The organism is Rhodococcus sp. OAS809 (assembly GCF_040546695.1).
GTDB classification, from domain to species: Bacteria; Actinomycetota; Actinomycetes; order Mycobacteriales; family Mycobacteriaceae; genus Rhodococcus_F; species Rhodococcus_F qingshengii.
Genome location: NZ_JBEPOI010000002.1, coordinates 798,390 through 811,846 on the forward strand (window position 1 = coordinate 798,390; position 13,457 = coordinate 811,846).

General features: G+C 62.7%; 12 protein-coding genes. 10 read left to right on the plus strand and 2 right to left on the minus strand.

Translation table 11 applies throughout. The annotated features are described in order from the left end of the window. Positions 1-11: 11 nt before the first annotated feature. Entirely contained in the window at positions 12-569 is a 558-nt protein-coding gene (locus ABIE52_RS06750; RefSeq protein ID WP_007729886.1) for an NUDIX hydrolase, read from the minus strand. A 58-nt stretch (positions 570-627) separates the two neighbouring features. Between ABIE52_RS06750 and dop the strand changes: the two genes are divergently transcribed. From dop to prcA, 4 genes are all read left to right on the plus strand, one after another. Further along, entirely contained in the window at positions 628-2,127 is a 1,500-nt protein-coding gene (gene dop / locus ABIE52_RS06755) for a depupylase/deamidase Dop (protein WP_192712391.1), read from the plus strand. A gap of 148 nt (positions 2,128-2,275) precedes the next feature. After that, a complete protein-coding gene (locus ABIE52_RS06760; protein WP_003944925.1) occupies positions 2,276-2,470 on the plus strand; it encodes a ubiquitin-like protein Pup in 195 nt (64 codons plus the stop codon). Further along, the gene (gene prcB / locus ABIE52_RS06765; RefSeq protein ID WP_030536341.1) at positions 2,467-3,345 is read left to right on the plus strand and encodes a proteasome subunit beta; all 879 of its coding nucleotides are present in this window, start codon (positions 2,467-2,469) and stop codon (positions 3,343-3,345) included. Before ABIE52_RS06760 ends, prcB begins: the two co-directional genes overlap by 4 nt. Continuing rightward, a complete protein-coding gene (gene prcA / locus ABIE52_RS06770; RefSeq protein WP_003945006.1) occupies positions 3,342-4,109 on the plus strand; it encodes a proteasome subunit alpha in 768 nt (255 codons plus the stop codon). The genes prcB and prcA overlap by 4 nt, the downstream gene beginning before the upstream one ends. Positions 4,110-4,146: 37 nt before the next feature. Here prcA and ABIE52_RS06775 read toward each other — a convergent pair whose 3' ends face one another. Beyond that, on the minus strand, positions 4,147-5,565 hold the full coding sequence (locus ABIE52_RS06775) for a bifunctional phosphatase PAP2/diacylglycerol kinase family protein (RefSeq protein WP_172827081.1): 1,419 nt from the start codon (positions 5,563-5,565) through the stop codon (positions 4,147-4,149). A gap of 144 nt (positions 5,566-5,709) precedes the next feature. Between ABIE52_RS06775 and pafA the strand changes: the two genes are divergently transcribed. The 6 genes from pafA (at position 5,710) to ABIE52_RS06805 (ending at position 13,438) form a co-directional block, all read left to right on the plus strand. Beyond that, positions 5,710-7,068 (plus strand): Pup--protein ligase, encoded by a 1,359-nt coding sequence (pafA, locus tag ABIE52_RS06780; protein WP_007729869.1) that lies wholly within the window; start codon positions 5,710-5,712, stop codon positions 7,066-7,068. 110 nt (positions 7,069-7,178) lie between these two features. After that, on the plus strand, positions 7,179-8,189 hold the full coding sequence (locus tag ABIE52_RS06785; RefSeq protein ID WP_003944939.1) for a helix-turn-helix transcriptional regulator: 1,011 nt from the start codon (positions 7,179-7,181) through the stop codon (positions 8,187-8,189). Next, a complete protein-coding gene (locus ABIE52_RS06790; protein WP_030536343.1) occupies positions 8,189-9,166 on the plus strand; it encodes a helix-turn-helix transcriptional regulator in 978 nt (325 codons plus the stop codon). Before ABIE52_RS06785 ends, ABIE52_RS06790 begins: the two co-directional genes overlap by 1 nt. Before the next feature lie 134 nt (positions 9,167-9,300). Further along, on the plus strand, positions 9,301-9,576 hold the full coding sequence (tatA, locus tag ABIE52_RS06795) for a Sec-independent protein translocase subunit TatA (protein WP_003944836.1): 276 nt from the start codon (positions 9,301-9,303) through the stop codon (positions 9,574-9,576). A gap of 73 nt (positions 9,577-9,649) precedes the next feature. Further along, the gene (gene tatC / locus ABIE52_RS06800) at positions 9,650-10,678 is read left to right on the plus strand and encodes a twin-arginine translocase subunit TatC (RefSeq protein ID WP_192712392.1); all 1,029 of its coding nucleotides are present in this window, start codon (positions 9,650-9,652) and stop codon (positions 10,676-10,678) included. A gap of 48 nt (positions 10,679-10,726) precedes the next feature. After that, positions 10,727-13,438, plus strand: a complete 2,712-nt coding sequence (locus ABIE52_RS06805) for a DEAD/DEAH box helicase (protein WP_192712393.1) — start codon at positions 10,727-10,729, stop codon at positions 13,436-13,438. Positions 13,439-13,457: the final 19 nt, after the last annotated feature.

Here is a 13,457-nt window from a genome sequence, read left to right on the forward strand (position 1 = left end):
CCCAGCGGTGTTCAGCTCCAGCAATAGTCGGCCAGCAGCGCGCGTGAGTCCGGAACGAACGGCCACGACGGGTCCTGCAGGTGGGCGCCGAGTTCTTTCGGCGTCCACCACCAACCTTCGGCGATCTCGCTGGGCTGATGTGCCATCGGCCCGTCGTATCTGAGTTCGAACGCAAACAGGTGACAGCGCAACGGAGAGTTGTTCCACTCGCCGTCCCAGGATTTTCGAGCGATCTCCGTCAGTCGGAGTGGCTGGTCTGCCGTTCCGAAGATTCCGAGTTCTTCACCGACTTCACGGATCGCAGTTTCCTGCGGCGTCTCACCTGGATCGACGACACCTCCGGCAAGACAGTCGTGATAGCCCCCGAACACCGCTTTCGTGTCGGTTCGGCGATGGACGTAGATGCGGGAGCCGTCCCCGGTACGAACCAGGACGCCCGCACTCGCGTGCCAGAGCCCACCCGAGTAGACGACCGAACGTGGTGCTCGGCCGATCGGATTACCCGTCCGGTCGTACACGGCGACTACCTCGTCCGCGGGATTCAGGTCTGCGGTGAGAGGTTGGTGCATTCCTCCAACTGTGCCACGCCTGTGGGTGCCGCGCCGCAATCACATAGGCTCTTGTGTCATGCAGCGGATCATCGGTGTCGAGGTCGAATACGGAATATCTTCACCCAGTGAGCCGTCGGCGAATCCGATTCTCACTTCAACCCAGGCGGTGCTTGCCTACGCCGCCGCAGCGGGCGTGCCACGGGCCAAGCGCACACGCTGGGATTACGAGGTCGAATCTCCGCTGCGAGATGCCCGAGGCTTCGATCTGGGGCGAATGAGCGGTCCCGCGCCGGTGATCGACGCGGACGAGATCGGCGCCGCGAACATGATTCTCACCAACGGGGCACGGTTGTACGTCGACCACGCACATCCGGAGTATTCGGCGCCCGAGGTCGCTGACCCGCTCGACGCCGTGATCTGGGACAAGGCCGGCGAACGCGTCATGGAAGCGGCTGCGCGGCACGCATCCAGCGTGCCGGGTGCGCCTCGGCTCCAGCTGTACAAGAACAACGTCGACGGCAAGGGTGCCTCGTACGGCACGCACGAGAACTACCTCTGCTCACGTGAGACCCCGTTCGCCTCGATAGTGACCGGATTGACGCCGTTTTTCGCGTCCCGGCAGGTGATCTGCGGTTCCGGTCGTGTGGGTCTCGGTCAGTCCGGCGACGAGGCCGGATTCCAGCTTTCGCAGCGATCCGACTACATCGAGGTCGAAGTAGGCCTCGAGACCACTCTCAAGCGCGGAATCATCAACACCCGCGACGAACCGCACGCGGATGCGGACAAGTATCGCCGCCTGCACGTCATCATCGGTGACGCGAACCTCGCGGAGATGTCGACGTACCTCAAGGTTGGAACAACGGCGCTGGTACTCGACCTGATCGAGGCAGGTGTCGACCTCACCGATCTGCAACTGGCGCGTCCGGTCACGGCCGTCCACCACATCAGTCACGACCCCACTCTGCGCAAGACCGTTGCGCTGGCCGACGGACGTGAACTGACAGGGCTTGCGCTGCAACGCATTTACCTCGAACGTGTCTCGAAGTTCCTCGACCGTGAGGCCGATCGTGATCCGCGAGCGGACGATATCGTCGCCAAGTGGGCGATGGTTCTCGATCTCCTCGAGCGCGATCCCATGGAGTGCGCGAACATCCTCGACTGGCCGGCCAAACTGCGTCTGCTCGAAGGGTTCCGCAATCGTGAGGGACTCACGTGGTCGGCGCCGCGATTGCATCTGGTGGATCTGCAGTACTCCGACGTGCGACTCGACAAGGGCCTGTACAACCGCCTGGTTGCTCGCGGCTCCATGGAGCGGCTTGTCACCGAACAGCAGGTTCTCGACGCGGTCACGAACCCTCCCACCGACACTCGCGCATACTTCCGGGGCGAGTGCCTACGCCGATTCGGGGCCGATATCGCGGCCGCGAGCTGGGATTCGGTCATCTTCGATCTCGGCGGTGAATCGTTGATCCGTATCCCCACCCTCGAGCCGCTTCGAGGTACCAAAGCGCACGTCGGAGCGTTGCTCGACTCCGTGGACAGCGCCGCGGAACTGGTTGATCAGCTCACTCACTGAAATCAGCCGATGCGGCTCGCCGTCGCGTCTCTCCACACCTGACGGTGCCGCTCGGTAGGGTGAAGGTCCGAGCGGGATCAGTTACCGACTCTGCTGGGCCGAACAGGATGCTCGCGAGAGCTCCCTTCACACAAGGAGGTCGACGGCGATGGCTCAAGAACAGACGCAGCGTGCCGGTGGCGGCGAAGACGACGAAACCACTGGTGGCGACGGCAGTGCCGGCCAGGAACGTCGCGAGAAGCTCGCTGCAGAAACCGACGACCTGCTCGACGAGATCGACGACGTGTTGGAAGAGAACGCCGAGGACTTCGTCCGTGCCTACGTCCAGAAGGGCGGCCAGTGACGGTGGATCGCGCGCCCCGGATCACAGACGGGGACACACGGTTGAGCTTCGGCTCGAATCTGTCGTCATTCTCGGAATACCTTCGGGTGCATGCACCGGAGCATCTTCCGCAGAACCGCTTCGCCGACACAGGAGGTGTTGTCATGGGCGGGGGAGACGTAGCTCCGCACGGCACCACCATCGTCGCGATCAGCTATGCGGGTGGTGTTCTGCTCGCGGGTGATCGCCGAGCGACGATGGGCAATCTCATCGCCAGCCGTGACGTGCAGAAGGTGTACGTCACGGACGACTACTCGGCTGCGGGTATTGCCGGTACGGCCGGGATCGCAATCGAACTGGTCCGGCTCTTCGCGGTCGAGCTCGAACATTACGAGAAGATCGAAGGCGTCCCACTCACGTTCGACGGCAAGGCCAATCGACTTTCGTCGATGGTTCGAGGAAATCTCGGAGCAGCGATGCAAGGTTTGGCGGTTGTGCCACTGCTCGTGGGTTACGACCTGGACGCGGTCGATCCGTCCACCGCCGGTCGCATCGTCTCCTATGACGTCGTCGGTGGGCGATACGAGGAGCGCGCGGGCTATCACGCAGTCGGATCCGGCTCCCTGTTCGCGAAATCGGCGCTCAAGAAGCTGTATTCACCGGGAATCGACGAGGACACCGCGCTTCGGTTCGCCGTCGAGGCGCTCTACGACGCGGCAGATGACGATTCGGCTACCGGTGGTCCTGATCTGACACGAGGGATCTATCCGACGGCGGTCACCATCACCTCGGCCGGCGCTGTGGAGTTGTCGCCCAGCAGGGCTGCCGAGATCGCCCGGGAGATCGTCGCGGCTCGCACGGCGACCGCGAGTCCGGAAGGGGAGTCTGCGCTATGACGATGCCGTACTACGCATCAGCCGAACAGATCATGCGCGATCGTTCGGAATTGGCGCGCAAGGGAATTGCCCGCGGGCGCAGCGTCGTCGTTCTCACCTACCGCGACGGAGTGCTCTTTGTCGCCGAGAACCCGTCGCGTGCTCTGCACAAGGTCAGCGAACTGTACGACCGTCTCGGATTCGCGGCAGTGGGCAAGTACAACGAGTTCGAGAATCTGCGCCGCGCGGGCATCGTCCACGCAGACATGCGTGGGTACTCGTACGACCGTCGGGACGTAACCGGGCGTTCTCTCGCCAATGCGTACGCACAAACCCTGGGAACGATCTTCACCGAGCAGCCCAAGCCGTACGAGGTCGAGATCTGTGTTGCCGAGATCGGTCGCTTCGGAAGCAGTACGCCGGCTCAGCTCTACCGGATCACGTACGACGGATCCATCGCGGACGAGCAGGAATTCGTGGTCATGGGCGGCACGACCGAACCGATCGTGACGGCGATGCGCGAGTCGTACCAGCGAGACCTCGACCTCGAATCCGCAGTGCGGATTGCAGTCGGGGCGCTCCAAAAGGGCGGCCCGGCACCGGCCGGAACCACTGAGGCGGAACCACGAACTCTCGATGTGAGTGCACTCGAGGTTGCCGTACTCGACAGCAATCGTCCACGCCGTGCGTTCAAACGGATCGCTGGAACGGTTTTGGAAGAGATGCTTCCAGCTCCGGCAGCAGTCGAGGATGCGCCGCCGGCAAACGGCGACGCACCCTCGTAGATACTCCGTAGGTCTGGGAGTTACTGCAGGTCTGGAGTTACTGAGTGACTCGGTAGACGGCCACCGCGCCCGGTTCGGTGTCGAAATCGAACCGGCGCGCGTCTGCCACCACTTCACCGTCGGTGGCGATGGCTACCGGTGAATCGGCGACTCGAACCGACATCGACGAGACGAGTTCGCGAACGTAGACCCGCGAGCTGCCCAATGTTCCTGTGGCAGCCGCAAACAGCAGACGTGAGCGCGAGAATTTCTTGTCCGCGCGCAGATAGCGGACGTCGAGTAGTCCACGGTTCATCTCCGGACGCGACATCGGCACCTGATCGGCGGGGGAGTATCGCCCGTTTCCGACGAACAGCATCCAGATGGTGGTCCGCTTCCCGTCGATGGTGACCGTCATCGGCTCCGCCGCTGCGAGAACCCGGATCATCGCGGCTCCTGCGGCCGGCCACTTACCGAATCGTGGTTCCCATTTTTCCCTCAGGCGCACAGCATCCGGGTATCCACCGAGGCTGGCTGTGTTGAGAAACCGTGCAGTCACTCCGGAATCCGTGCGCACCACCGCGTGGTCGACGAATGCCGCCTGACCGGACTCGACTGCCTGTGCGGTCTCCTCGACATTCACCGCCCCGACGTCGCGGGCGAAATGGTTCAATGTTCCGCCGGGAAAAACCGCAAGTGGTAGCTCGTGCTTTGTCGCCGCGGTCGCGACCGTGACCACTGTTCCGTCGCCGCCGCATACACCCAACGCTTTCGGCGAGAGCTCGGGGATCTTGGCATCGATCTGCATGTCGAAGTCGATGTCCGCGTCGAACTCGTAGACGATCGCCGCAGGTAGTAGTTCTCGAATCGATTCCACGATCCCGTCGTCCTCGGAGCCTGAACCAGGATTGGTGAAGACCAACAAGCCTTCTCCGCGCGGGAGCGCGGGAACCACGCACTCGGGTCCGAGTTCGGCGGGTTCTTCGTCGCGCACCGCCCACCAACGACGCGTGCCGGCAGCGATAGCACCGCCGACCGCGAGGCCTGCGAAGACGTCGGACGGCCAGTGGACTCCGTTGTGAACGCGTGAGTACGCCACTGCTGCGGCCAGTGGTGCGAGAGCAGCTCCAGCAACCGGGGACTCCATGGCCACTGCCGCGGTGAATGCCGCGGCCGAAGACGAATGTCCGGAGGGGAACGAGGACGACGTCGGAATGTCGACGCCTCGCTTCGGGCTCAGCCAGACGCGTGCCGGTGGGCGTCGGCGGGGAAAGAGGGGCTTGAGTATGCCGTTGGCCAGCGCGCTGGAACCGGCCAGTGCGAGCAGCCCGCGTGCTGCTGCCCTACGGGGCCGCCCGCCGATCATCGCGAGCAAGGCGGCGACAACCATCCACAAAACGCCGTGATCGGCGGCTCTGGAGAGAAACCGCATGGTCGGGTCGAGCACGGAAGGGCGCAGTGCTCCAGTGCTTTCCATGACTTTGACGTCGCTTCGGACAACTTTTCGGCGAATAAGGCTCACACCGTCACACTATGCTGCCGCCCGACGTTGTCGAGTCGTGACTTACGACGCGATCGAAGTACACGGGTGAACCTCGCATTCTGGTTGTACTGTCGAAGTGTGCAGAGACGAATCATGGGTATCGAGACGGAATTCGGCGTTACCTGCACCTTTCACGGGCACAGGAGACTGAGCCCCGACGAGGTTGCTCGTTACCTCTTCCGTCGTGTCGTGTCGTGGGGTCGCAGCTCCAACGTCTTCCTCCGTAACGGAGCTCGCTTGTACCTGGATGTGGGTTCGCACCCGGAGTACGCGACGGCCGAGTGCGACAGCCTCATCCAGCTGGTCAATCACGACCGTGCCGGTGAGCGTGTGCTCGAAGAACTGCTGATCGACGCCGAGGCGAGACTCGCCGAGGAGGGTATTGGTGGCGACATCTATCTCTTCAAGAACAACACCGACTCGGCCGGAAACTCGTACGGCTGCCACGAGAACTTTCTCGTCGCGCGCGCCGGTGAGTTCTCCCGCATTTCGGATGTCTTGTTGCCGTTCCTCGTCACGCGCCAGTTGATCTGCGGCGCCGGAAAGGTACTGCAGACTCCGAAGGCCGCGACGTTCTGCCTCTCGCAGCGCGCGGAACACATCTGGGAGGGCGTCTCGTCGGCTACCACTCGCTCGCGTCCGATCATCAACACCCGCGACGAACCGCACGCGGACGCCGAGAAGTACCGCCGCCTGCACGTGATCGTCGGCGATTCGAACATGGCCGAAACGACGACGATGCTCAAGGTCGGTTCTGCCGCACTGGTGCTCGAGATGATCGAAGCCGGGGTGTCGTTCCGCGATTTCGCGCTGGACAACCCGATTCGTGCCATCCGCGAGGTCAGTCACGACGTGACCGGTAAAAAGCCGGTTCGCCTTGCTGGTGGACGTCAGGCCAGTGCCCTCGATATTCAACGCGAATACCACGCCAAGGCAGTCGAACATCTGCGTAACCGCGAACCGGACCCGCAGGTGGAGCAGGTAGTCGACCTGTGGGGTCGCACCCTCGATGCCGTCGAAGCTCAGGATTTTGCGAAGGTCGACACGGAGATCGACTGGGTCATCAAGCGCAAGCTGTTCCAGCGCTACCAGGACCGTCACGGTTTCGACCTGTCCGATCCCAAGATCGCGCAGCTCGACTTGGCTTACCACGACATCAAACGCGGCCGGGGCGTCTTCGACGTTCTCCAGCGCAAGGGCTTGGTCAAGCGGGTCACCGAGGACGAGACGATCGACGACGCCGTCGAGAATCCGCCGCAGACCACGCGCGCCAAATTGCGGGGCGACTTCATCACCGCAGCCCAGGCAGCAGGCCGGGACTTCACAGTCGACTGGGTTCACCTCAAGCTCAACGATCAGGCACAGAGAACGGTGCTGTGCAAGGACCCGTTCCGCTCCGTCGACGAGCGTGTCGAGCGTTTGATCGCTTCGATGTAGGTCACCCAATTTCACGATTTACAACACAGCAGGTCTGTTTTGCGGCGACGCGCCGGGCACGAAAGTGTCCGGCGCGCGTTCGGTTATCGGATAGCCACTAGGATTTCGGCGTGGCGACATCAAAAATCGAGCGGTTGATGAACCTGGTGATCGCGTTGCTGTCCACCAGACAGTTCCTCACGGCGGAGAAAATCCGTGACAGTGTGGCCGGGTACAACGATTCCGCGAACTACGAAGCGTTCAGTCGCATGTTCGAGCGCGACAAGAACGAACTTCGTGACCTGGGTGTCCCGTTGGAAACCGGTCTGGCAGGACGGTTCTCGACCGTCGAGGGGTATCGGATCAATCGCAATGCCTACGAGCTTCCGGACGTGGACCTCACCAGCGAGGAATCTGCTGCAGTCGCCGTCGCGGTGCAGTTGTGGGAGTCGCCGGAACTGATTTCGGCAGCCCAGAGTGCACTACTCAAACTCCGAGCGGCCGGCGTCCAGGTCGACTCAGAAGTCAGTGCCGCCCCGGTCACCGCGATTCCCGCGCGCACCCGCGGTTCGGAGCCCGCGCTCGGCAAGCTTCTTGCAGCGGTCGACGCCGGCCGAGCAGTTCATTTTCAGCACCGCGGCGCATTGAACGAACCGTTCACCGAGCGCACCGTCGAACCGTGGGGCGTCGTCACGCACAACGGCAAGTGGTACCTGGTCGGGCACGACGTCGACCGTGATGCGGTGAGGACCTTCCGGCTCTCACGGATCGGTGACGACGTCAGGGAGTTCGGCCCGGCCGGTTCGGTTCACAAACCTGAAGGTGTCGACCTTCGCGAGGTCGTCGATCGCGTGACCGGTTCGGGCGTCGTGACCGGGACGGCTACGGTGTGGGTCGCAGACGGCCGCGCCCATGAGCTTCGGCGGCTTGCGACGTCGTCGTCCGAACGGCGGTTGACCGATCGCGACGGCAGCGTGCTGGCCATCCCCGTCCGATCCTGGGAATGGACCGCTCGGTTGATCGCCGGTCACGGGTTGGACGCATTGGTGCTGGACCCACCGGATTTGCGTGCTGAGGTCGTCGCGAAGCTGCGCGCCGCCGCGGCGAGCCCGATCACCGGCAATGGACAGGGGGACCACTGATGAGCAATCGACTGTCGTCGCGGTTGGCACGGCTGCTCAACCTCGTGCCGTACTTCATCGCAAATCCTGGCATCAGTCCCGCCGAGGCCGCCGAGGAGCTCGGTGTCAGCACCACTCAACTGATGACCGACCTCAATCAACTGTGGGTGTGCGGACTGCCCGGTTACGGTCCCGGTGATCTCATCGACCTGTCCTTCTCCGAGGAAAGTATCGAGGTCACGTTCTCGGCCGGGATCGATCGCCCGTTGCGCCTCACCTCGACGGAGGCGACGGCGTTGCTGATCGCCCTGCGGTCCTTGGTGGAAATGCCCGGCATGGTCGATCCGTCCTCGGCGCAGCGTGCCATCGCGAAGATCGAGGACGCAGCAGGCTCGGCCGCGGCACGAGCCATCGGTCAGGACCGGGACACATCGCCGGCGCCGGACATCGCCGAAGACCCGATAGCAGCGACGGTCAGAGCCGCGCTCGCAGACAAGACCGCCCTGCGATTGACGTATTACTCCGCCTCGCGCGACGCGGTCTCCGAGCGCATCGTCGACCCCGTTCGTATCGTGTTGGTCGACAACTACAGCTACCTCCAGGCGTGGTGCCGTCAAGCCGAGGGAGTGCGGTTGTTCAGATTCGATCGGATCGACGCCGCCGTCCAACTCGACGAGCCCGCCGACCCGCCGCCGCAGGCCCTCGAGGAGGATTCGAATCTCGAATTGTTCAGCGGCGACGGTTCCCTTCCGGAAGCGCGGTTGTTCATCACCAAAGAGTGGGTGTGGATGCTCGACTACTACCCGTTGGACGTCGAGCACGTGAACGACGACGGGTCGGTCGAGGCGACGATGAGTTTCGGAACACTTGAATGGATGGCAAGGCTGGTGTTGGGATTCGGTGAGGGCGTTCGGGTCCTTCATCCGCCGGAACTGGTCTCCGAAGTCCATGATCGAGCCGTTGCGGCGCTCGACGCCTATGACGTAATCGGTTCGTAAAACTTCGGGAAACTTCACGTTCAGTGAGTTCGCAGGAAACAAACAGGTAAAAGGTAGCTGAAGTAAGTGCTTTGGCAGCTCCGAGCGCCGGTTGTGTCCGGTAGCATCGAGGAATCTGATCATGGGAGGTCGTTATGGGTGCAATGCAGCCGATGCATTGGCTGATTGTCGCTGTTGTCGTCGTAATTCTGTTCGGGTCGAAGAAGCTTCCCGATGCAGCACGCGGTCTGGGTCGTTCCCTCCGCATCTTCAAGAGCGAAGTCAAGGAAATGCAGAACGACGATGCGGCGCCCGCAAGCGCGCCGGTCGCACAGCCTGCTCCGGCACAGTTGCCGACGGCCAACACCGCGGTCGTCGCAAACGGTGCAGCAGCACCTGTTGCGCAGCCGACTGAAGTCAAGCCGCTCTAGTACACACTGCGTTCTAGCCGGGGTGAAATATTCGTTCACCCCGGTTGTCTGCTGACCAAGACCAGGATGCACAGTGCGTATTCCGTTAGACCCGCGTAACCGCAAGCGGAAGGTCAACCCAGACGGCACCATGTCGTTGGTCGACCACCTGTACGAATTGCGGACTCGTTTGTTGTTCGCATTCCTCGGCGTGATCATCACAACGGCGTTCGGCTTCTTCTGGTATTCACACTCGATACTCGGTCTCGAAAGTCTGGGCGATCTGCTTCGCGGACCGTACTGCGAGCTTCCGTCCGAGAGTCGCGCCAACCTCAGCACCGACGACGCGTGCCGATTGCTGGCGACCGGGCCGTTCGAGCAGTTCATGCTGCGATTCAAAGTGGCGCTCACCGCCGGCATCGTTCTTGCCTGCCCGGTGTGGCTTTACCAATTGTGGGCATTCATCACCCCGGGCCTCTACGCCAAAGAGCGTCGCTACGCGGTCGGATTCGTCACCGCAGGTGCCGCTCTCTTCATTCTCGGCGCAATCCTGGCGTACCTCGTCGTGGCGAAGGCTTTGCACTTCCTCCTGACCATCGGTGACAACGTCCAGATCACCGCGCTCAGTGGTTCTGAGTACTTCGGCTTCATCATCAATCTGCTGCTCATCTTCGGCGTCAGCTTCGAAATTCCACTGCTCGTCGTCGTGTTGAACTTTGCCGGCATTCTGACGTACGAGCGTTTGAAGGCCTGGCGTCGAGGATTGATCTTCGGGCTCTTCGTATTCGCTGCAGTTGCCACGCCAGGGTCGGATCCGTTCTCGATGTTGGCGCTCGCGCTGGCTCTGACGCTTCTCTTCGAGGTCGCGGTACAGATCGCTCGCCTCAACGACAAACGTAAGGCCAAGCGCGCCGGTGAAGACTGGGGCGCACTGTCCGACGAGGAAGCTTCCTCCATCTCGGCTCCGTCCGATCTGAACGAGGCTTTCGACAATCCGACCAAACCCAAGGCCGAATCGAGTGGATTGTTCGGACGTAGGTCCAAGTCCAAGGCTCCGGTCGCGGAGAAATCCGACACCGCCGGCGACAACGCGCCCGGCCAGGATTTCACTGACACTCTCTGAGCGCCGTGCCACCACGTCGGCGGCGTGTGAAACCCTGACGAGGTGGTTATGAACAAGAGTGAACTGAGCACGTTCGCGTCCAGCCTGAAGTTCGAACTCGATCCATTCCAGGTGAAGGCATGCGTTGCGCTCGAAGCGGGCCACGGCGTCCTTGTCTGCGCGCCGACCGGTGCAGGCAAGACCGTGGTCGGCGAGTTCGCTGTCCACCTGGCTCTGGCGGCGGGCCGCAAGTGTTTCTACACGACGCCGATCAAAGCGTTGAGCAATCAGAAGTACGCCGAACTCGTCGAGCGGTACGGCCCCGGCGAAGTCGGTCTGCTGACGGGTGATTCGAGTATCAACTCCGACGCACCGGTGGTCGTCATGACCACCGAAGTCCTGCGGAACATGCTCTACGCCAACTCCGAGGCACTGCGCGGGCTTTCGCACGTCGTCATGGACGAAGTGCATTACCTGGCCGACCGGTTCCGTGGGGCGGTGTGGGAGGAAGTGATCCTGCACCTGTCCGAGGACGTACGCCTGGTGAGTTTGTCGGCGACCGTGAGCAATGCCGAAGAATTCGGTGCCTGGATGGAAACCGTCCGCGGCGACACCACTGTGGTCGTGGACGAGACTCGGCCGATCCCGCTGTGGCAGCACATCATGGTCGGTAGGCGAATCTTCGATCTCTTCGACAGTCGTAGTCATCCTGCTGCCGGGCCGAAGACCGTGCTCGTCGACCAGGATCTGGTTCGCCACGTCAAGCAGCGTCAGGCTCTCGAACGCGTCGAGAGCTGGCAGCCGCGTGGCCGCGGACGACGCGGCAGCTACCAGAGCTCCAACGATTTCCGGCCCTTGCCACGACCTGACGTCATCGCTCAGCTCGATCAGTCCGGACTGCTCCCGGCCATCACTTTCATCTTCAGCCGCGCCGGTTGTGATGCGGCTCTTGCACAGTGCCTGCGGTCCAGACTGGATCTCACTTCGCCGGAGCAGGTCCGCGAGATCGACACCATCATCGAGAAACACACCGGGGAACTACCCGAAGAGGATCTCGAAGTTCTCGGATATCGGGACTGGTGCAAGGCACTACGACGCGGACTGGCATCTCACCATGCCGGCATGCTGCCGGCATTCCGCCAGACAGTCGAGGAACTGTTCGTCAAGGGACTCGTGCGGGCGGTCTTCGCGACCGAGACGCTGGCCCTCGGCATCAACATGCCGGCACGCACGGTGGTGCTCGAACGTCTGGTCAAGTACAACGGTGAATCGCACGCCGAACTGACGCCGGGGGAGTACACGCAGCTGACGGGTCGGGCCGGCCGACGCGGCATCGACGTCGAAGGCCACGCTGTGGTCCTGTGGCAGCCCGGGGTCGAGCCGACGGATGTCGCCGGCTTGGCGTCGACACGGACGTTCCCGCTCCGCAGTTCGTTCCGCCCCTCGTACAACATGTCGATCAATCTCGTCGAGCGCATGGGCGCGGCGGATTCACGGAAGCTGCTCGAACGTTCCTTCGCGCAGTTCCAAGCGGATCGCTCGGTGGTCGGCCTGGTGCGTGGCATCGAGCGGAACGAAGAAGCACTGAAGGGTTTGCAGGAGAAACTCGGCGGTGCGGACGGCGAATACTTCGAATACGCGTCGTTGCGTGAGCGGCTCAGTGCGCGCGAGCGCGCGCTCGAACGTAAGGGCCGCGAAGACCGACGCGGAGATGCGGTGGAGTCCCTTCGTGTACTCGCCCGCGGTGACGTGATCGCAATTCCCATCGGTCGTCATTCCGGGGTGGCGGTGGTCCTCGTCCCGGACAACGATCCGAAGGACCCGCGTCCGCTGGTTCTGACTGCCGACCAGTGGGCCGGCCGACTCTCCTCGGGTGATTTCCCGGAAGCAGCCGACGTTCTGGGAAAGATGCGACTGCCCAAGCATGTCGATCACCACACCGCCCGGATCCGGCGCGATCTGGCCTCGGCGTTGCGTAGTACCGGGATCAGTGCCCCCCGGCGAAAGAAGCGCCACAAGGCCGGCGCGTCCGAAGATGCCGAGGTCGCTACTTTGCGACGTGCTATTCGCTCGCATCCGTGCCATAGCTGGCCCGATCGTGAACATCTGAGCCGGATCGGTGAGCGCTACAACCGGCTGGCCAGGGAAACGCAGTCGATGAGGGAAAAGGCTGCGGCCACCACCAACTCGTTGGCGCGGACGTTCGACCGCATCATTGCGCTACTCAAAGAGCGTGAGTACATGACTGCCGAAGCAGCGCCCGAAGTCACCGAATCCGGACGACGACTCAGCCGCATCTACTCGGAAAGCGACCTTCTGGTCGCCGAATGCCTGCGGACCGGGGCGTGGACAGGCCTCAGCCCGGCCGAGTTGGCGGCCGTCGTGTCCTCGGTGGTCTACGAATCACGTCGGGACGGGGACACCGTGGATCGAGTGCCGACAGCGGCGCTTCGTCACGCCCTCAACGACACTCAACGATTGTGGAGCGAACTGCGGTCGGACGAGATTCGCCACAAGCTGCCGCCGACGCGGGAACCGGATCTCGGATTCGTCACTGCCGTTTATCACTGGGCGAGCGAAAACTCGCTTGTCGACGCACTGATCGCGGCCGGAGTGCAGGGTCGTGCGCTGTCTGCAGGTGATTTTGTACGTTGGTGTCGTCAGGTGATCGATCTCCTCGATCAGGTCCGCCTGACTTCGACGGATGCCGACGTCGCGAAGACTGCGGCGCGGGCGGTAGCTGCAATTCGTCGCGGGGTAGTTGCTGTCGACGCAGCATGACCGCAACTATGTGGTTTGA

Coding starts and splice junctions, on each gene's coding strand:
- ABIE52_RS06750 (WP_007729886.1), bottom strand. CDS start 569: ATGCACCAACCTCTCACCGCAGACCTGAATCCCGCGGACGAGGTAGTC.
- dop (WP_192712391.1), top strand. CDS start 628: ATGCAGCGGATCATCGGTGTCGAGGTCGAATACGGAATATCTTCACCC.
- ABIE52_RS06760 (WP_003944925.1), top strand. CDS start 2,276: ATGGCTCAAGAACAGACGCAGCGTGCCGGTGGCGGCGAAGACGACGAA.
- prcA (WP_003945006.1), top strand. CDS start 3,342: ATGACGATGCCGTACTACGCATCAGCCGAACAGATCATGCGCGATCGT.
- ABIE52_RS06775 (WP_172827081.1), bottom strand. CDS start 5,565: ATGGAAAGCACTGGAGCACTGCGCCCTTCCGTGCTCGACCCGACCATG.
- ABIE52_RS06790 (WP_030536343.1), top strand. CDS start 8,189: ATGAGCAATCGACTGTCGTCGCGGTTGGCACGGCTGCTCAACCTCGTG.
- tatA (WP_003944836.1), top strand. CDS start 9,301: ATGGGTGCAATGCAGCCGATGCATTGGCTGATTGTCGCTGTTGTCGTC.
- ABIE52_RS06805 (WP_192712393.1), top strand. CDS start 10,727: ATGAACAAGAGTGAACTGAGCACGTTCGCGTCCAGCCTGAAGTTCGAA.